The sequence below is a fragment of the Senegalia sp. (in: firmicutes) genome, from assembly GCF_052088025.1.
GTDB lineage: Bacteria > Bacillota > Clostridia > Tissierellales > SIT17 > Anaeromonas.
In genome coordinates this window covers 23,120-43,198 of the sequence record NZ_JBQCYD010000016.1, presented here as the reverse complement: position 1 = coordinate 43,198, position 20,079 = coordinate 23,120, and the positions used below count along the sequence as shown (strand labels likewise).

General features: G+C 29.1%; 18 protein-coding genes and 1 pseudogene. 5 read left to right on the top strand and 14 right to left on the bottom strand.

Annotated elements, in window-relative coordinates; translation table 11 throughout:
* Positions 1-13: 13 nt before the first annotated feature.
* From glpK to ACTHUW_RS06025, 4 genes are all read right to left on the bottom strand, one after another.
* A complete protein-coding gene (gene glpK / locus ACTHUW_RS06040) occupies positions 14-1,513 on the bottom strand; it encodes a glycerol kinase GlpK (RefSeq protein WP_442198448.1) in 1,500 nt (499 codons plus the stop codon).
* A 38-nt stretch (positions 1,514-1,551) separates the two neighbouring features.
* Entirely contained in the window at positions 1,552-2,271 is a 720-nt protein-coding gene (locus ACTHUW_RS06035) for an MIP/aquaporin family protein (RefSeq protein ID WP_442198459.1), read from the bottom strand.
* Between the two features lie 311 nt (positions 2,272-2,582).
* Complete coding sequence (locus ACTHUW_RS06030; RefSeq protein WP_442212792.1) at positions 2,583-3,440, bottom strand: IS3 family transposase; 858 nt, start codon at positions 3,438-3,440, stop codon at positions 2,583-2,585.
* A gap of 14 nt (positions 3,441-3,454) precedes the next feature.
* Positions 3,455-3,751, bottom strand: a complete 297-nt coding sequence (locus ACTHUW_RS06025; RefSeq protein ID WP_442212790.1) for a transposase — start codon at positions 3,749-3,751, stop codon at positions 3,455-3,457.
* Positions 3,752-3,885: 134 nt separating this feature from the next.
* Between ACTHUW_RS06025 and ACTHUW_RS06020 the strand changes: the two genes are divergently transcribed.
* Both ACTHUW_RS06020 and feoB read left to right on the top strand, forming a co-directional pair.
* The gene (locus ACTHUW_RS06020) at positions 3,886-4,155 is read left to right on the top strand and encodes a FeoA family protein (protein ID WP_442198527.1); all 270 of its coding nucleotides are present in this window, start codon (positions 3,886-3,888) and stop codon (positions 4,153-4,155) included.
* The gene (gene feoB, locus ACTHUW_RS06015; RefSeq protein ID WP_442212788.1) at positions 4,142-6,241 is read left to right on the top strand and encodes a ferrous iron transport protein B; all 2,100 of its coding nucleotides are present in this window, start codon (positions 4,142-4,144) and stop codon (positions 6,239-6,241) included. The genes ACTHUW_RS06020 and feoB overlap by 14 nt, the downstream gene beginning before the upstream one ends.
* 47 nt (positions 6,242-6,288) lie before the next feature.
* Here the strand turns inward: feoB and ACTHUW_RS06010 are convergent.
* The 5 genes and pseudogenes from ACTHUW_RS06010 to ACTHUW_RS05990 form a co-directional block, all read right to left on the bottom strand.
* Positions 6,289-6,675 (bottom strand): annotated as a pseudogene (locus ACTHUW_RS06010) (dihydroorotate dehydrogenase); the annotation flags it as partial.
* 62 nt (positions 6,676-6,737) lie between these two features.
* Entirely contained in the window at positions 6,738-7,304 is a 567-nt protein-coding gene (locus ACTHUW_RS06005) for a glycerol-3-phosphate responsive antiterminator (RefSeq protein ID WP_442198529.1), read from the bottom strand.
* A 104-nt stretch (positions 7,305-7,408) separates the two neighbouring features.
* Positions 7,409-8,590 (bottom strand): coenzyme F420-0:L-glutamate ligase, encoded by a 1,182-nt coding sequence (locus ACTHUW_RS06000; RefSeq protein WP_442198530.1) that lies wholly within the window; start codon positions 8,588-8,590, stop codon positions 7,409-7,411.
* A gap of 198 nt (positions 8,591-8,788) precedes the next feature.
* Positions 8,789-9,625 carry a potassium channel family protein gene (locus tag ACTHUW_RS05995; protein ID WP_442198531.1) on the bottom strand — a complete coding sequence of 279 codons (837 nt, stop codon included), beginning with the start codon at positions 9,623-9,625 and terminating at the stop codon, positions 8,789-8,791.
* Positions 9,626-9,728: 103 nt separating this feature from the next.
* Positions 9,729-10,676 (bottom strand): 1,4-dihydroxy-2-naphthoate polyprenyltransferase, encoded by a 948-nt coding sequence (locus ACTHUW_RS05990; protein ID WP_442198532.1) that lies wholly within the window; start codon positions 10,674-10,676, stop codon positions 9,729-9,731.
* Positions 10,677-10,813: 137 nt separating this feature from the next.
* Between ACTHUW_RS05990 and ACTHUW_RS05985 the strand changes: the two genes are divergently transcribed.
* Positions 10,814-11,695 (top strand): patatin-like phospholipase family protein, encoded by an 882-nt coding sequence (locus ACTHUW_RS05985; protein WP_442210448.1) that lies wholly within the window; start codon positions 10,814-10,816, stop codon positions 11,693-11,695.
* Positions 11,696-11,796: 101 nt separating this feature from the next.
* Positions 11,797-12,336, top strand: coding sequence for a GNAT family N-acetyltransferase (locus tag ACTHUW_RS05980; RefSeq protein ID WP_442198431.1), 540 nt, complete (start codon positions 11,797-11,799; stop codon positions 12,334-12,336).
* 30 nt (positions 12,337-12,366) lie between these two features.
* Here ACTHUW_RS05980 and ACTHUW_RS05975 read toward each other — a convergent pair whose 3' ends face one another.
* The 3 genes from ACTHUW_RS05975 to ACTHUW_RS05965 all read right to left on the bottom strand — a co-directional run bounded on the left by ACTHUW_RS05975 (position 12,367) and on the right by ACTHUW_RS05965 (position 17,285).
* Positions 12,367-13,656 carry an L-cysteine desulfidase family protein gene (locus ACTHUW_RS05975; protein ID WP_442212786.1) on the bottom strand — a complete coding sequence of 430 codons (1,290 nt, stop codon included), beginning with the start codon at positions 13,654-13,656 and terminating at the stop codon, positions 12,367-12,369.
* A 151-nt stretch (positions 13,657-13,807) separates the two neighbouring features.
* Entirely contained in the window at positions 13,808-15,562 is a 1,755-nt protein-coding gene (locus ACTHUW_RS05970; RefSeq protein ID WP_442210457.1) for a sigma-54-dependent Fis family transcriptional regulator, read from the bottom strand.
* A 25-nt stretch (positions 15,563-15,587) separates the two neighbouring features.
* The gene (locus tag ACTHUW_RS05965) at positions 15,588-17,285 is read right to left on the bottom strand and encodes a M3 family oligoendopeptidase (protein ID WP_442198434.1); all 1,698 of its coding nucleotides are present in this window, start codon (positions 17,283-17,285) and stop codon (positions 15,588-15,590) included.
* Between the two features lie 121 nt (positions 17,286-17,406).
* Between ACTHUW_RS05965 and ACTHUW_RS05960 the strand changes: the two genes are divergently transcribed.
* Positions 17,407-18,408 carry a YhdH/YhfP family quinone oxidoreductase gene (locus tag ACTHUW_RS05960; RefSeq protein ID WP_442198435.1) on the top strand — a complete coding sequence of 334 codons (1,002 nt, stop codon included), beginning with the start codon at positions 17,407-17,409 and terminating at the stop codon, positions 18,406-18,408.
* A 47-nt stretch (positions 18,409-18,455) separates the two neighbouring features.
* Here ACTHUW_RS05960 and ACTHUW_RS05955 read toward each other — a convergent pair whose 3' ends face one another.
* Positions 18,456-18,554, bottom strand: coding sequence for a MetS family NSS transporter small subunit (locus ACTHUW_RS05955; RefSeq protein ID WP_442198436.1), 99 nt, complete (start codon positions 18,552-18,554; stop codon positions 18,456-18,458).
* Positions 18,554-20,077: a sodium-dependent transporter gene (locus ACTHUW_RS05950; protein ID WP_442212784.1), complete on the bottom strand. Its 1,524-nt coding sequence runs from the start codon at positions 20,075-20,077 to the stop codon at positions 18,554-18,556. The genes ACTHUW_RS05955 and ACTHUW_RS05950 overlap by 1 nt, the downstream gene beginning before the upstream one ends.
* Positions 20,078-20,079 lie beyond the last annotated feature (2 nt).

Below are 20,079 nucleotides of genomic sequence, written 5' to 3'. Positions count from 1 at the left end.
TAAATACAAATTTTTATTCTTCTTCCCACTTTTCACTTCTTTTTATAGCACGTTGCCATCCTTTACAATATTTAAGTCTTTTTTCTTCTTCCATATTAGGAGTAAATTTTCTATCACATCTCCATTTTTCAGCTATTTCATTTTTATCTTTCCAAAATCCTACTGCAAGTCCTGCAAGATATGCAGCACCTAAAGCTGTAGTTTCAGTTATAACTGGTCTTTCCACTTCAACATCTAATATATCTGATTGAAATTGCATCAAGAAGTTGTTAGCAACTGCGCCTCCATCTACTTTGAGTTTCTTTAAATCTAAGCCAGAATCTCTTTGCATAGCTCCTAATACGTCCAATGTTTGATAAGCTATAGATTCAAGAGCTGCTCTTATTATATGATTTTTATTTGTACCACGAGTAAGTCCTACCATAGTACCACGTGCGTACATATCCCAATGTGGAGCTCCAAGTCCTACAAATGCTGGCACTAAATAAACTCCACCACTATCTTCAACTTTAGAGGCAAAGTATTCACTATCTGCTGCATCTGATACTATCTTTAGCTCATCTCTTAGCCACTGCACAACAGCGCCACCAACAAATATACTTCCTTCAAGTGCATATTCAACCTTACCATCTATGCCCCAAGCAATTGTAGTAAGTAATCCATTTTCAGATAATACCATATCACTACCTGTATTCATAAGCATGAAACAGCCAGTTCCATAAGTGTTTTTTGCCATTCCTTTTTCATAGCATGCCTGGCCAAATAGAGCCGCTTGCTGATCTCCTGCTATACCTGCTATTGGTATATTAGCACCACCAAAGGTTTGGCTATCAGTATAACCATATACCTCACTTGAACTTTTCACTTGCGGAAGCATAGATTTTGGTATGTCTAACTCTTCTAATAATTTATCATCCCAATTTAAATTTCCTATATCATAGACCATTGTTCTAGATGCATTAGTATAGTCAGTTATATGAACTTTTCCACGAGTTAAATTCCATATTAACCATGTATCAACATTACCAAATAATAAATCACCATTTTCTGCTTTTTCGCGAGCTCCTTTAACATTGTCTAAAATCCATTTTATCTTTGTTCCAGAAAAATAGGCATCAACTACAAGTCCTGTAGTCTTTTTGATATAATCTGTTAATCCTTTTTCTTTTAAATCATCACAAATATTAGCTGTTCTTCTACACTGCCAAACGATTGCATTGTAGATAGGTTTTCCTGTATTCTTATCCCATACTATAGTGGTCTCTCTTTGATTTGTAATTCCTATTGCTGAAATTTGATCTGGTCTTATACCTGCTGTTTCTAAAGCTTGACGAGCTACTCCAGATTGACTACCCCAAATTTCCATAGGATCATGCTCTACCCATCCTGACTTTGGATATATTTGTGTAAATTCCTGCTGTGCTGTCTTAACAATATTTCCATCATGATCAAATATTATTGCCCTTGAACTAGTGGTACCCTGGTCAAATGCTAAAATATATTTTTTTTCCATTGTTAATCCTCCTTATATTTATTATATCATCATTCTTACTAAGTCCACATATTTAAAAAGAAAGTATATATAAATGCTCCCAGTACTCCACCTATAATTGGTGCAAATACAGGAATCCAACCATAGCCCCAATCAGCATCTCTTTTACTTTTTATAGGTAAAATCATATAGGCTAACCTTGGCCCTAGATCTCTTGCAGGGTTTATAGCATAGCCTGTAGGTCCACCTAAACTTAACCCAATTGCCCAAACTAAAAATCCTACTAATAATGCTCCTAAAGGACCTGCATTATTATTTGTATTACCTATACCTAAAATACCAATTAATAAAAGAGCTGTTCCAATTATTTCTGTAACTATATTCCATACTGTACTCCTGATAGCTGGTATAGTAGAAAATGTGCCTAGTTTAGCATCTTTATCTTCAGTAGCATCAAAATGTTGTTTATAAGATAGATATACTAAAACCGCGCCAGTAAATGCACCTATAATTTGAGAAATTATAAATCCTGGAACTAAGCTCCATGAAAAATCCCCGATAGCTGCAAGGCCTATTGTAACTGCAGGATTAAGATGAGCGCCACTCACCCAACCTGTAACATATACACCCATAGCTACAGCTAATCCCCAACCTGTAGCTATAACTATCCAATCACTATTTGATGCCTTAGTATTTTTTAGGGCAACGTTTGCCACAACCCCATCACCTAATAGTATCAATATTAATGTTCCTAAAAACTCTGCTAAATACATAGCCATATGCGACATTTTATTACCTCCTAAATAATTAAATATTCTGAACATTAACCCCTCTGATTTTTATTCCTCATTTAATATTAGTGCAATTATTATGCCAATATCAGATATGCTATTTTACTCACATATATATAATTTAATTCATTTAGTTGATTAATATTAGCATAAACTTTACTAGCCTTGTTAAAAATCATCAATTGTATGATTAATCAACCTTGTTTACTACAATTATTTGTCACCCTTATAATAATACTAGAATATATGGTCCTCTGTCAAGAAAAAGGACAAATTAAACGTAATAAAACTATCTTCTGCTATATAACATAATTTTCTTCATACTCATAAGGCGATTTCATCATGCAATGATTATGAATTCTTTTTGTATTGTAGAAGGCCTCGATATACTCAAATACTAACTTATGGGCATGGCTAAGACTTTGGATAACAAATCTATTTAACCATTCTCGTTTTATTAGAGCATGAAATGACTCAATTACTGCATTATCCCAAGGAGTACCCTTTTTAGAGTAGCTCCTTATAAAATTACTAGCTGGTGTTGCATCAATATAAGCTTTTGAAACATACTGTACGCCACGATCGCTGTGAATGATTATAGGTGATTCTAGTTTTCTATTTGCTTTTGCTTTATCTATAGCTTTTAGAACACCTGCTGTAGAAAGATTATCTGATAGATGCCACCCAACTATAGCTCTAGAATATAAATCCATTACAGAGGTTAAATATACAAAGCCAGTTAAGGTGTAGATATAGGTTATATCTGTTACCCATACTGTATTTGGTGATTTAGGATTGAATTTTCTATCCAATATATTCTTAAGAGTATCATCAAAGTTTGAGTCTATGGTAGTTCTCTTATATGGACTTACCCATATAGCTCTAATACCTAGTTCTCTCATATAATTCCCAACTGTTTTTTCAGCTATTATATAACCTTTTTCTGTTAATAAGTGAGTTATTTTTGGTGCTCCATATATTTGATTTGATTCATTATAAATCTCTGTAATTAGCACTTTAACTTCTTTTTTTCGTTTTGATTGTTCTGATTCTACTCTATTTATATAAGAATAGAATCCCGAAGTAGAAACGCCTAAGAATTTAGACACACTGTTAACTGAAATTTGACGTTTCTTTCTAGCTCTATCTATTTCCATGTATATTGCTTCAGTTAATCGTTGTTCAGTATGCCTATGGCCTTTTTTAATATATCGAGTGCATCTTCTTTATCACGAAGTTCTTTTTTTAATCTTGCTATTTCTTTTTCTGAATCCGAGGAATAATTGCCAGAACCCCTATGTTCTACAATTCCTTTATTAGATTTTGCGCTTTGTATCCAGTTGCTTAAACTAGACTGGCTTGTTTTTAAATCTTTGGCAGCTTCTTTCATAGATTTGCCAGAAGAATAATAATAATTTACTGCATCCTGCTTAAATTCTTCACTATATTGTCCTTTTTTGTTTTTCATAATAAATTCTTCCTTTCCTTTATATTTATTATATCAGAAATAGAATTTACTATGTTTAGGTTGTCCTATTTATATACTAGCACTAATATTATTATTAGCCTTAGCTAACTTAACTTTATATTGGAGGGATGATTATGAATGAGAATATAATAAGTTTAAATAAATTACCTATTGGTTCTATAGGTGAAGTTAAAGAAATTATAGCTAGTGGGAGTAAAAAAAGAAGAATGTTAGATTTGGGTCTTATAAATGGAACACTAGTTAAATCACTTAGAAAAAGTCCGCTTGGAGATCCTATAGCTTATGAAATTAGAGGAGCAGTAATTGCTTTAAGAAAAGAAGAATCTTCACAAGTATATGTAAAGAAAATTAAAGAAAGGGGTATAGAATATGCAATCTTATAAAGAAAAATTTAATGTTCAAGTAGAATCATACGAAGACATTGTAGTAGCTTTAGCAGGTAACCCTAATACTGGTAAGAGTACAGTCTTTAATAACCTTACAGGGCTCAAGCAACATACAGGAAATTGGCCAGGAAAAACTGTAACTAATGCACAAGGTAAATATAAATATAAAAATGATAAATATATCTTAGTAGATTTACCTGGAACATATTCATTGCTTTCGAATTCACAAGATGAATTAGTAGCTAGGGATTTTATATGTTTTGGTAGTCCTGATGCTACTGTAGTGGTAACAGATGCTACTTCTTTAGAAAGAAATTTAAATTTAGTATTGCAAATTTTAGAAATAACAAATAAGGTAGTTGTATGTGTGAATCTAATAGATGAAGCAACCAGAAAAAATATAGAAGTTAAACTTAAAAAGCTATCTGATAACTTAGGGGTGCCAGTTGTTGGAACTTCTGCAAGGGAAGGAAAAGGACTAGATGAATTACAAGAAATGATTAAAAAGGTTACTAAAGAAGAAATAAAGACCAATCCAATAAAAATAGAATATAGTGATGAATTAAGAAACAGTATAAAGAAAATTAAAAGTCATTTAGAAAATTCAGTTTCAAATAAACTAAATTTAGACTGGTTATCACTGAGATTAATGGAAGATGATAATGACTTAATTAATTCAATTAATGAATATTTAAATATAGATTTATCTAAAGACGATATCTTAAACGAAAAGATAAATACTTCTAAAGAAAATTTAGTAAATATCAATAATAATATTGTTTCCTCAATTATAAAAACAGCAGAAAATATTTCTAAAGAGATAGTGAAAAAACCTAAAGAAAATCATAATAAATTCGACTATAAAATTGATGATATATTAACATCTAAATTATTTGGTATCCCTATAATGATAGCTCTACTTGGAATAGTATTTTGGCTTACAATAGCAGGAGCTAACTATCCATCTGAAATGCTTGCAAAAGGACTATTTCTAATCGAAGCAAAATTAACTTTACTCTTTGATTATTTAAATGTCCCAGTATTTTTTCATGATATTTTAGTTCTAGGAATGTATAGAACTCTTGCTTGGGTTATATCTGTTATGCTACCTCCAATGGCCATATTCTTCCCATTATTTACCTTGCTTGAGGATTTAGGATATTTACCTAGAGTTGCTTTTAATTTAGATTACTATTTCAAAAAAGCATGTGCTCATGGAAAACAAGCGCTCACAATGTGCATGGGTTTTGGATGTAATGCTGCTGGAATTATAGCTTGTAGAATAATAGATTCTCCTCGCGAAAAATTAATAGCAATCATAACCAATAATTTCGTTCCCTGTAATGGTAGATTCCCAACGCTTATAGCACTTGCTACTATCTTTATAGCAAGTGGATCTGATCGTTTTAGTTCTTTATTTGCAACACTTGCAGTGCTTATATCGATAATACTTGGTGTCTTTATCACCTTAATTATTTCCAAAATATTGTCTAATACTATTTTAAAAGGATTACCTTCATCATTTACTTTAGAGCTTCCTCCATATAGAAAGCCCCAAGTAGGAAAAGTAATTGTTCGTTCTATATTTGATAGGACATTATTTGTATTAGGTCGAGCAGTAGCAATTGCAGCACCAGCAGGTATTGTCATTTGGATTATGGCAAATATAAATATAGGAAATGTTAGCATACTGACTCATTCTGCTCTTTTTTTAGATCCTTTTGCAAAACTACTTGGTATGGATGGTTATATTATGATGGCATTTATATTAGGATTTCCAGCTAATGAAATAGTACTTCCAATTCTAATAATGAGCTATTTATCAAAAGGTGCTATGATTGAATTAGATAGCTTAAGTCAAATGAGAGATTTATTTATAAATAATGGCTGGACTTGGCTAACTGCAGTTTGTACTATGCTATTTTCATTAAATCATTGGCCATGTGGCACTACTCTTTGGACTATAAAAAAGGAAACAGGAAGTATGAAATGGACATTTATATCCTTTATAATCCCTACATTAACAGGAATTATAGTTACATTTATAGTGGCTCAAGGTGCTAGAATATTAGGTTTAGTATGAAAAAAAGTGTCTCAAAATATAATTTTGAGACACTTTTTATCCACCTTAGGTAAGAATCCACTTAGTCTTCTTCTGCCACCCCACCTAATTATTAAATCCATTCTAGATATATCCTTTGATTTTATATCATTTTCTTTCAAATCCCATTGCCACCCATAATTCACCAACAAATTTACCTTAATATCATCTTCATTTATGGTTCTTCTTTTAGTATATTCTAGTAATTCCTTTGGAAACATATTAGATTTACTATTTCCTAGAACTAATAAATTAGCATTTTGTTCTAAGAGCATCTCTGCTGCTTGTACACATGCTTTTTGAAAGGCCCTCGTTTGAATAGATGTTCTTTTTGTATTTTCCATTGTAAATCCTTGATTTGTGGCCCACCTTCTATTTCCATCTGGTATTACTCCTACGTGACTAGGTATCCTCATATCTTCGCCTCCAATGCTTTCTTTTTAATAACTATTGCCTGGAAGTTTAAAAATATACCTATCTACATATACCAGATTTCTTCTTTACTTGTTGAAATACCTACAGCTCCAGCTTTCAAACTATCTATTACATCCTTTTTGTCTAATATAAGCCCTCCTGTAATGATTGGTATATTAGTTTTTTCATGAATTATCTTTGTTATCTTGGGCATAACACCTGGTAGTATCTCTACTGCATTTGGCCTAATTGATTTTATAGAGTTTATTCCTGTATCTAATGACAATGAGTCTATCAAGAATAATCTTTGTATAGCAAATAACCCAATGTTTTTAGCATATTTGATTAAATTGCTTTTTGTAGTAATTATGCCATCAGGTTTTATATTTTTATTTATATAATCAAGCGCTACAGTATCTCTAGAAAATCCTTCTATTAAATCAATATGAATATATACTTCCATATCATTCTTCTTTATTTCTTCTACCATATAGTTAAGATTAAAAATATTTCCTGTAAGTAAAAATATTATATTCGAAGGTGATTCTATAGCTTTTTTTAGATTTTCAGAATTATTTACAGCAGCAATTACAGGATTTTTATTTATACTATCATAAAATAAAGAGCTCATTTTTCACGCCTCCAGTTGTTTTCTATACTAATTATACCATATCCTTTTGACATATAAGCTCAAAAAAAGACGAATTAAAAATAAATTCGCCTTTTTTATATCTTTTATTCACTTGCTAAATTATCAAAATATCCTTGTATAAGTACTACTGGAGTTCCCTTATCACCACTACCACTTATAAGGTCACATAAAGACCCGAGCAAATCAGTAATTTGTCTTGGAGTTGTACCTAATGAATTATTATTTGCTATTAAGTCTGCTTCTTTTTCTGTAATCTTACCTTTCATGGCATCCATTATTTCATCTTTAGATACTTTATCTAATTCTGTATCTACTATATATTTTAACTTCAATTCATTTGGAGTTCCTTCAAGCCCCTTTGTATATCCAGGAGATACTACAGGATCAGCTAACTCCCAAATTTTGCCTACAGGATCTTTAAATGCTCCATCACCATAAACCATAACTTCTATATTCTTACCTGTTTTTTCTATTAATTTATTTTGAATTTCATCTACATATTTTTGACTATCTCTTGGAAAAAGTTTAACTTTTGTTTCTGTTGATAAATTAGATCCTAAAAGACCATATTCAGGATTATATCCACTTCCGTCAATAGATTCAGCCAATATATCATCTAAAGCATATATAGTATTTGCTCCTTCTTTTTTAAGAAGTTTTTTAAGTCTTTTTCTATCATGAATATTTGCTATCAATACATCTTTTGTAAATTCTAATATTGTTCTAGGATCATTTGAAAAATGTATTTCAATATTATTATTTGCCGCTTCTTTATATAAGTCTATATAATCTATTCCTGTAAAAGGATGAACTACTTTTTCTCCAAACTTTTCTCTATATTCTGTTTCTGAGAAAGTATCTGTAAATGGATTTATACCCAAATCATCCATCTTTTCTATATCCATTAAACTATTTCCTACTTCATCTGATGGGTAGTTTAAAAGTAAATGAATCTTCCTATTACTTTTTGCTATTCCTTTAAGTAAAATAGAAAATCTATTCCTACTTAATATAGGAAATATAAGTCCGATTTCTCCTTGAAATTTATCTGATACATCTTTGCCAATAGCCTCTATATCTGCATAATTTCCTTGTGCTCTTGCAACTAATGATTCAGTTATTCCAACCACATCTTTATCTCTAAATTTTATATTTTCACTTTCTGCTGCATGAATTACAGAATCTACTACGATATTTATAATATCGTCCCCTTCTTTTACGATAGGTGTTCTTATTCCTCTAGCAGTAGTACCTACAGTTCTCATAAAATATAACCTCCAAAATAGATTTAATAACAAATACAATTATAACATACATTTAATTAGTTTTGTATATAAACGTTAATAAAATTTCAAAATAGTTTATAGAAACTTTATTATTATATAAATGAATATAGGATATATAAACAACAATACGAACATTCTCAATAATCATATTCATGTTATATAGCAAATAAAAAAATTTTATGCATCTTCCTTATCAAGAGCAAAGAAATTTTCTTCTTTATCTTCCTCTACATCAACTATTTCATTAAAATTACTCCAATCAAATTTCTGATTATTCTTACCTTCAGTTTTTAATTTTTCAAATTTTTTACCAAATTTTATATTTTCTTGTTTATAGGTTTTAACAGCAAATATTGGATTTCCATTTATAGAATCAAAACCAGTAAGAGAAAATTTTATTGTAAGTTCCCTATCTTCATCATGATAAATTTCTTTTAGTCTTTTATAAAAATACTTATTTTCATCACTTATATTCATATTAAATGTCCACGTTTCTTCGATCACAGGATATTCTCTTTTTGTACTATACAAGAGATTTAATTCATCATCTTCTTCATAGTAAAAGTCTAAATTTGTTTGTGTATTTGTAATATGTGCTCCTTTATTTCCAATCCTAATAGATAAAAAATGGCTTTCTTCACCCGATATATCTGTTCTTCTAGATATAAGTACATTATCAGTAAAAATTACATTTGATGGTCTTTTCAAGATATAATAAACCAAAAATGAAGAGAATACAGATGATAAAACTATACCTATATATCCTTGGAAAATAACTAAATTCTTACTCAAATCATGGACAGGATAAATATCGCCATAACCTATGGTAAAAAGTGAAATCATACTAAAGTACCAGGCATCAAAAAAGTTTATTTTTATTTGTAAATTCCCCTGATAACTAATTCCATCAGTATTATAGTAAAACAATGCAAAAATTATACTAATTACTAAAAATATTAGTGAATATATTCCTATTGCTATTCCTATTTTTTTGAAGTCTTTATTTCTAAACAAAATATCACTTCCTTTAAGTTAAGAAGATTGCTGACATTTTTATACCCATTTTCTTTTCTATAAAACAAGCACTATTTTGGTAGGGAGCTGATCATTATATTATTTATTGAAATAATATAGCAAGCAATATGATTAATATATATGTGATATTAATGATTATAAAATTCTTTACTGCTAATGCAAATGTTTCTTTTTTTGATTGCTTTTTTGAAAAGATATTTATATTCTTTTTTATAGGTATAAATGTAAATAATACCAATATAGAAGTTATAGGTAATATTTTAAGTATTATGGCAAGTATTATATCTATATAAATAATATAATATAAATATTTATATAGTTTCAATGAATTACTTTTACCTATATATATAGGTAGGGTATATCTTTTATTTTCTATATCATCTTCTATATCACAGATGTTATTTGATAGCATAAGGTTTGATATAGCTATAAAAGTAGGCAGTGATATCAGAAACAAAACTATAATTTCAACAATATTTAATTCAATACTTATTTGAGGTAAATTAATATTCATATCTATTAACCCTTTATTAAACCTATGAATATATATAGATAAAAAAGGTATTACAAATCCCATAAAAGCTCCAGAGAAAATTTCACCAAGAGGCATTCTCGATATGGGTATAGGACCAAAAGAATAAAGTACTCCAACAGAAAATGATATAATTCCTATTATTAAAACTATGTAATTGGTATTAAGGTATAGGTTTAACCCTGCTATTATAGCTATAAATAACAATACAAATATAGTAAATATAACAGTTTTTTCTTTCATATTATAATTTACTATAGCATTATGTTCTTCGTATCCAAATCCTTCTTTTTTTATAGCTTTTTTATAATCAATATAATTATTAATAGCAGTGGTTGACATATCAAAAGAAATTAAAGATATAAGCATAAGTAGAAAATTAATAAATTCAAAATTATTATACCTATAAATAGTATAAATAGTCCCTAATGAAAATGGAATAACACTTGCAACTTTTGTTTGTATTTCCACTAATTTAAAAAAACTTTTTATATTCAAAATAACAACTCCTTAATTTTATTAATAATATTATAGCATATTAAGTTATGCTTAAAAATTATTATATGATTAGTGTTTAAATAAAAATGGTATTTAATATATAGATAGTTTTTTAAAAATAAGAAAAGGTGATTTAATTGAAAAATAAAAATATAAATGCACTTGTAGTTGAAGGTGGAGCTATGAGAGGTATATTTGCAGCAGGGGTATTAGATAGCTTTTTAATGGAAAATTTCAATCCATTTGATATGTGTATAGGAGTATCTGCTGGTGCTACTACCTTGTCTGGATACCTTTCGAATATGTATGAAAGAAATATGAATGTCTATACAAAATATTCTACTCGTGAAGAATTCATAAATATTAAAAGATTTTTACAAGGTGGAGATCTATTAGATTTAGATTGGCTTTGGGATATTTCTATAAAAGAACTTGAGCTTGATATTGAAACTATTATTAATTATAAGGGAAAATATCTTGTAGGTGTAACTAATATTAAGACTGGTAAAATAGAATATATTGAGCCTACTATAAATAATATATCCAAAGTAGTTAAAGCTTCTAGTGCAATCCCAGTAGTTTATAGATCTCCTATAGAGATAGATGGAGTAAAATATGCAGATGGAGGCATAGCTGATCCTATTCCTGTAAAATCAGCATATGATAGGGGAGCAAATAATATTATGGTTATAAGGTCAAGACCTAAGGATTATAAGATGAATTTAAGCAAGTCTTATTATTTATCTAAAATAGTATTAAGAGATTATCCAAATCTTATATCAGCTATAGGAAATCGAGCTAATGTATATAATAGTTCAATAGACTTCATTAGAAATCATCCAAAAGATGTAAATATATTGGAAGTTAATCCTTCTATAGACTTTAAGACTACCAGATTTACAACTGATGTAGATATATTAAAAGAAGATTATAAAAGAGGACTTGAAGCAGGCAAACAAGCTATAATCACCTGGTATGAAGCACCAGAAAAGAATGTAAGTTTTAACATAGAAAATTAATAATACTTTATATATTAAATATTTTATTTAATATATTGTTATTTCACTCGGAATATTATATAATCTTAAAATAACAAAAAATAAAATTTTGAGGTGATAAAATGAAAAATATTGATTTAATTTTTATTGATAATTTAAATGATATAATACCATTTAAAGAAAGTATTTGGAATCTATTATTATTATGTAACAATGATTTTTTTCCTCCATTAACTGAAAGAGAAAATAATCCTAATGGACCCTTTAAATATTTTAAAAGTCTATTTATTGATGAAGCAAAATTTATATTAGCATTAGATAAAGGAAAATTAGTAGGTTTTTCGATATTTTTTCATAATTATTATGATGATATAATTTCACAATATACCCCATGTAACTATGTGAAATTAGCATGTATTCATCCATATTATAGAGGTCAAAAAATTGCTTCAAGATTTAATAGGTTTATAGAAGAAGGATTACCTTTTGAGCTATCACTTCCATTTATTGTAAGAAGAACTTGGTCATCTAATTTCCCACAGATGAGTCTTCTCCAAAACTATGGCTACAATCTCTTTCATAGTTTTGAAAATGATAGAGGTATTGGTGTAAATACAGTTTATTTTTCAAAATGTATAGAATCTATAGAAAGAATAAGTTAACCCTGATAAAAATCAGGGTTATTATATATTTTAATCCATATTTTTCATTATATCTAAAATACTCCTATCTGTTTTATCCATTCCTTCCTTACTTATTATTCCTAAATTCTTTATAGTTTGTTCAGTAGAATTTTCAATTATTCCATTTTTATCAAATGTAATATCATCATTTATTGCAAGTAAGGCTGATTGAATTGCAACAGATGCTGAAGTAGATACCTTGAGGGCACAACTAGGTTTAGCACCATCACATATCATACCAGATATATTTGCTATCATATTTTTTATAGCACCATTTATCTGATTGTAACTTCCATCCATAATCCATGTTATAGCAGCACTAGCTCCTGTCCCTGCTGCTACTGCGCATCCACATAAGGCTGAGAGTCTTCCTATATATGATTTTATATAACAGTTTATTATATGACTTATTGCTAAAGCCTTTATTAAATTTTGATCAGACTGTGGATTCTTTTGAATATAAGCTAATATAGGAAGTATAGCGGTTAATCCATTGTTTCCACTCCCATTTGAACTCATTACAGGCATACTTACTCCGCTCATTCTAGCATCAGCTCCAGCTGCAGTGAGCATCATAGAATTATTTAATATATCATCTGAAAGAATTCCTTCTTCTATGAGCCTTTTAGTTCTAAAACCTACCCCTATTCCATGCTTTTTAGCTAATCCTTCATTTGCTATTTCCTCATTCATCTTTATCCCATCTAATAAAAACTCTATTTTCTTGCTATCTATCTTTTCTATTTCCTTTATCATATCTTCTATTTTTTGCTTCATTAAAAAATCTATTTCATCATTACCTTTGCAATCACACGATAATTGTTTTTCTAGTATTATTTCATCATTTTTTTCAATGTAAACTACATTACTATGTTTATCTTCTATTATCAATTTAACCTTATTTTCTTTTCCTAATATATTTATTTCTAAATATATTTTTTTGCTTGTATCCTTTATATCTATATTAAAAGGAATATTTTTTAAAATATCATGTGCAATTTCTACCTTTTTTCTTGTTACATCTTCTAATATTTGAAGTTCCTTATTGCCATTACCTATAGCTATCCCCAGAGCTCCAGCAATATCAAGACCTACTTCATCTGTATTTGGAATACCTACACCTAAACCATTCTTATATATATTTGGACTTACTAATATTTTTATTTCATCTATTTGCTTACTATTAAAATTTTCCTTTGCCTTTCCACAAGCAAAACTAAGTGCTACTGGTTCAGTACATCCCATTGCTGGAACTACTTCATCTTTTAATATATTAATTATAACATTTTTAAGATCCATCTAATCACCCTGCTTTCTATTTGTCTATTATAATTGCAACTATTGTGCCAATGGCTATTTTTAGATCTTTCTTATAAAAATATATCATTTTGATACAGTTAAAATGAAAAACAGGTATCAATATGAGATAATATCTCACATTGATACCTGTTTAAAGATTATATGCTTTTATTTTTCTATATATAGTAGCTCTTCCAATTCCAAGTGCCCTTGCAGCATTTTCTATGCCATTATTATCCCTGCCAAATTTATCTAAGGCTTTTTTTATTTCTTTTTTTTCTAATTCTTTTATTGTAACTATATCTTTAAATTCTTCTTTTGTGTTTTCATACTTTTGTTTCTTTATATTTTTGGGTAAATCTTCTATATTTATAGAGTCTGTAGCACTCATATTAACAGCATATTCTATTATGTTTTCCAATTCTCTTATATTTCCTGGAAAGTCATAGGATCTAAACAAGTTTATAACATTTTTGTTTACTTTATTTATATTTCTATTTAATTTTTCATTATATTTCTTTAAAAAACTATCAACCAATATACTTATGTCTTCTACTCTATCTCGAAGGGGCGGAATATTTAGTGGTATTACATTTAGTCTATAGTATAAATCTTCTCTAAATTCCTTATCTTCTACCTTTTCTTCTAATAACTTATTTGTAGCTGCTATGATTCTTACATCTACAGGAATCAAGCTATTTCCTCCTACTCTTTCAATTGCATTTTCTTGTAAGACTCTAAGTAATTTGCTTTGTAAGTGTATAGGCATATCTCCTATTTCATCTAAAAATATTGTACCCTTATGCGCAAGTTCAAACTTTCCTATCTTTCCACTTTTCTTAGCTCCAGTAAATGCTCCTTCTTCATACCCAAAAAGTTCAGTTTCTATTAGGTTTTCAGGTATTGCAGTACAATTTATTGCAACAAAGGGCCTTTTTGATCTTTCAGACTCAAAATGTATGCTCCTTGCAAAAAGTTCCTTACCCGTACCACTTTCACCTGTTATAAGTACAGTAGAATTACCTTTAGATATCTTTTTAGCATATCTCTTTACATCATTTAATTTCATGCTTTCACCAATAATATCACTAAAAACTGTTATTTGCATAGGACTAGATAATTGATTTACTACTTTTAATATTTCTTTCATCTTATTAAAGGTAAATATATATCCTGTTGTTTGACCATCTATTACAATAGGTTTAAGGCTATAAAATGCCCTATAATTTTTATTTCTATATTTATATATAAACTCTTTATTTGATGTAGTAATTTTGCTATTAGAAAAAACATCTTTTATAATAGAATTTATATTATTTAATTTTTCTACTTCAAACATTTCTTTAGCTATAGAATTGTATCTTTTTATAATCCCATTTTCATCAGTAGATATAACGCCCGTATCCATAGAATTTAATAATATTTCTAATTCTTCTGCCATAAGAGTTATTTGTTCTTTTTTTCTGTTTTCTTCTAATTTAGAGGCTATTAAATCAGCCATATGATTTAAAAACTTAAGTAAATTATCCTTGTTATTTACTATTATATTTTTTTGCTTTTCATTAAAGGCTATAAGCCCTATTATTCCAATAACCTTTTCATTTATCTTTATTGGACAACATACTTGAGCCCATTCGCTACATTCACCCTTATGTGTACATTCTATGCATGCTTCATGCTTTCTTGGGTTTTCTATTATAAAACTTTCAGCACGCTTTAGAGCATATGCAAAAAGACAATCATCATTTAATTTTTCACCTATACTTTTTAGATATTTTCCTGTTCCTGATAATCTATTTAATTTATCATCAACTATTGTAACATCTACATTAATTACACTAGATATAGCATTAGTAATGTTTCTTAGAGTATTATATATTTTATTTAAATCATTTTGTCTATGCATTTTAATTCACCCTAAAATAATATTTTTAAAGCTCTTTATCATCTACATTTGCTAGCCATTCCTTAATAGGTGTTGCAATTTTAGCTACAGTTCCATCTTCAAATGGATTATTTAATCCTGCTGAGTTTACTAATTCTAAGAAGGATTTACTTCCTCCCATTTGACATAATTTTAGGTAACTATCCCAAGCAGCATCTTTATTTTTTCTAAAATTAGACCAATATTCAAGAGCGCAAATTTGAGCTAAAGTATAGTCAATATAATAGAAAGGATCTGTAAAGATATGACCTTGCCTAAACCAAAATCCTCCTCTTTCTAAAAATTGATTATCATCATAATCGAGTTCAGGGAGATATTTCTTTTCTAATTCCCTCCATTTTAATTTTCTTCCTTCCTTACTTGCACCCACATTTTCATATACAAAATGTTGGAATTCATCTACCAAAACTCCATAAGGTAAAAATAAAATTGTATTACTTAAATGAGAGAATTTATATTTTTCTGTATCTTCCTTAAAAAACAATTCCATCCAAGGCCAAGTGATAAATTCCATACTCATAGAATGAATTTCACATGCATCTAGTGTTGGAAAGCCATATTCAGGTAATTCAAAATCTCTACTCATATACATTTGAAATGCATGGCCTGCTTCATGAGTTAAAACGTCTACATCATCTGATGTTCCATTGAAATTAGAAAATATAAATGGTGATTTATAATCATCTATAAATGTACAATAACCTCCACCAGCTTTATTTTTTTTAGTTTCTAAATCCATTAATTCTTTTTTTATCATAAAATCAAAAAAATCATTTGTTTCATCTGATAATTCACTATACATTTTTTCTGCATTTTTTATCATCCATTCTTTATCACCTTTTGGTAGTGCATTTCCAGTCAAAAATTCCAAAGGTTCATCATAATATTTAAGTGAATTTAATCCTAGCCTCCTAGCTTGTCTTTTCCTCAGGGAACTTGCAATAGGTACTATGTCTTCTTTTATTTGTTTTCTATATCCTTCTACCATATCTTTATCATAATCACTTCTTTTAAGCCTATCATAAGCAAGAGATGTAAAATTTTCATATCCTAATTTTTCTGCTATTTTTTGTCTTATCTTTACCATTTCATCATAAATCTCATCAAATTTTTCTTCATTTTCTAAAAAGAAATTATTATATGCAATTTGGGCTTTTTTTCTTATATGTCTATCTTCTGACTGCAAAAACGGCCCCATTTCAGAAAGATTTTTTTCTTCTCCTTCAAAGATGATTTTTGAAGAACCACGTAATTTAGTATATTTACTAACTAATTTATTTTCTTTTTTCAAATCTTCTATTATATCTTCTGAAAAAGTTTTAATTTTAAGTTCTGCAATATTAAATAATTGTTTTCCCCATTTTTCTTTTAATTCATCTTTAAATTTTGAATTTATAATTTCCTTATAGTATTTAGATATAAGTCCAGAATAAATAGGAGAATTCTCATCCATAAATTCCTTTTCCTTTTCATAATAAGAATCATTTAAATCTATAGTATGTCTTATCAAAACTAAATTTTGCATGGTTTTAAAATTTCTTCTCAAATCATTTATGCTTTTTATGATTTTATTTTGTGAATCGGCTGTAGATGCTGAATTAAATTTTTCTAAATAATTTGTAAATTCTATTTCCAAATCTTTAATATCTGGTCTAATATATTTATATTCATTAAATTTCTTCAAAAAATCACTCCTAATCCTTTTAATTATATAATATCATTAATATATGTACATTTGCTACTATTAAACTCAATAATTTGGGGTAATCTATATAGTAAGATATAAAAAAGGAGATGTTAAAGTAATGAAGGATTTAGAATTTAAAGCATTTTTTATAGAAGAAGATGGAGATGAATTTAAAAGAAGTATAATTACAAAAAGATTAAGTGATTTGCCTCAAGGTGATATTACTATAAATGTAAAATATTCTTCACTTAACTATAAAGATGCATTGTCATCTATAGGTAATCGTGGTGTAACTAGAAACTACCCTCATACACCAGGTATAGATGCTGCAGGTATTGTATGTGAAAGTAATGATAGTGATATCAAAGAAGGAGATAAGGTATTAGTTACAGGATATGATTTGGGAATGAATACTGATGGGGGATATGAAGAATACATCAGAGTTCCTAAGGAATGGGTTATAAAATTACCAGAAAATTTAACATTAAAGGAAAGTATGATTTATGGTACTGGTGGATTTACTGCTGCCCTATCTGTATATAAACTTATGAAGTTTGGAAAAGTAAAACCAGAAGATGGAGAAGTATTAGTAACTGGAGCTACAGGTGGAGTAGGAAGTACTGCTATAAAGATATTATCAAAACTAGAGTATGATGTAATAGGTGCTACTGGTAAAGAAGCAGAGAGAGATATGATTGTGAATATGGGTGCAAAAGACATCATAGATAGACATGAATTTGAAGATAAAAAAGGAAAAGCAATGCTTAAAGGTAAATGGGCTGGAATAATTGATACAACAGGTGGAAATATGGTATCATCTGCAATAAAATCTGTAAAATATGATGGAGCTGTAACTACTTGTGGTAATGTGGCAGGAGATAAGTTTGAATCCTCTGTTTACCCATTTATATTAAGAGGAGTTAGTCTTTTTGGAATTGACTCTGTAAATGTAGATAGGGAACTTAGAAATATAATATGGAGCTTGCTCTCAAATGATTGGAAATCAGATACACTCCATGATGATATAAATGAAGTTGGACTTGATGGATTAAATAATCAAATAGATAAAATGTTAGCTGGAAAACATAAGGGAAGAACAATAGTAAATTTAGATAAGTAATAGTAAAAGGACATCATTTTAAAATGATGTCCTTTTACTTTTTTATATTAACTTTTATCTCTTATGGCAATAGTCACAGTTACTGCTATTCCACCCCATAGTACAATTGCTCCAAATAAAAAAAATGCTATAGAAGATCCAGTCATTACATTGCCTCCTCATCTTGTTCAATATTTTGTTCTAATACTCCTTTATGCCATTTAGTACTCATAGCTATAAAGGCAATTATAATTATTGCTCCTATAACTCCCCAGCCTAATATTAAAAGAGCAGTAGTTAAATATCCACCACCTCCATAAGGAGTTTTAATTTCATTTATTAATTTTGATACAAGCATTACTGTCAGTATTGCTGGTGTTACAAATTTTATCATTATCTCCCACCATTTACCTATTCTATAAATAGATACTGAATTAGTATGTTCTCTGATCTTATCTGCACCAATTACCCAACCTAATATTAAAGCTTCAATTAATCCTACAGTTACAAGACTAAATGAATTTATAAATGCATCTACTATATCAAGAACAAATAATCCTGCTCCAGTAGCATAGATCACACATATTAAATATCCAACTATAGAAGTTATTGTTATAACTTTCTTTCTACTAGCGCCTGATTTATCTATTACAGCACTAGAAAATGCTTCTAATAAAGATATGCTTGAAGTAAGTCCTGCAAATACTAATGCCAAGAAAAACAATACTCCAAATACAGTTCCAAGTGGTCCCATCAAACTAAAGACTTCAGGAAACACTACAAAAGCAAGACCAATACCTTGTTCAGCAACTTCATCAATAGGTATTCCTTGATTAGTAGCCATGAATCCGAGTATTCCAAAAACTCCTATTGCTGATAGAAATTCAAATCCAGCATTTGAAAATGCTGTTATAAAAGCACTGTTATTAATGTCTGATTTTTTAGGTAGATAAGAAGAATATGTTATAAGTATACCCATAGCTAAGGAAAGTGAGAAAAATACTTGACCATATGCATCTATCCATACATTTAAGTCCTTTACCTTTGACCAATCTGGTGTAAATAATCTGTTTAATCCTAAACTTGCGCCTGGAAGTGTAACTCCTCTAACAACTATAATAAGCATAATCCCAAGTAATGTAGGTATAAGTACTTTATTTAATCTTTCTATACCTCCAGAAACGCCCCTATAAGATACAAACCAATTTATAAACCAAATTGCTGTAATTCCTAAAAATATCGGCCATCTCATACCATCTATATCAAATGGTCCAGTTGAAGCTTGTAAAAAATCATTGAAGAAAAAGCTGTTTGTATCTGCTCCCCAACTTTGTGCAAAAGAAAAGAATAAGAAATTTATTGCCCAACTTAGTATTGCTGTATAATACGAAAGTATCACAAAAGATGTAATACTTGGCCACCAACCAAGCCATTCAAATTTTCTACTAGCTCGAGCAAATGATAATGGTGCAGAGCCTCTAAATTTATGCCCAAAACCATATTCGAGTATTACCAAAGGAATACCTGCAGTAAAAAGCGCTACAAAATATGGCACTAAAAATGCTCCTCCTCCATTTGTATACAATAGATATGGATATCTCCAAATATTACCCAAACCTACTGCTGAACCAATAACCGCTAATATAAAGCCTAGTTTTGATCCCCATTGTCCTCTTTCATTGTTTTCCAAAC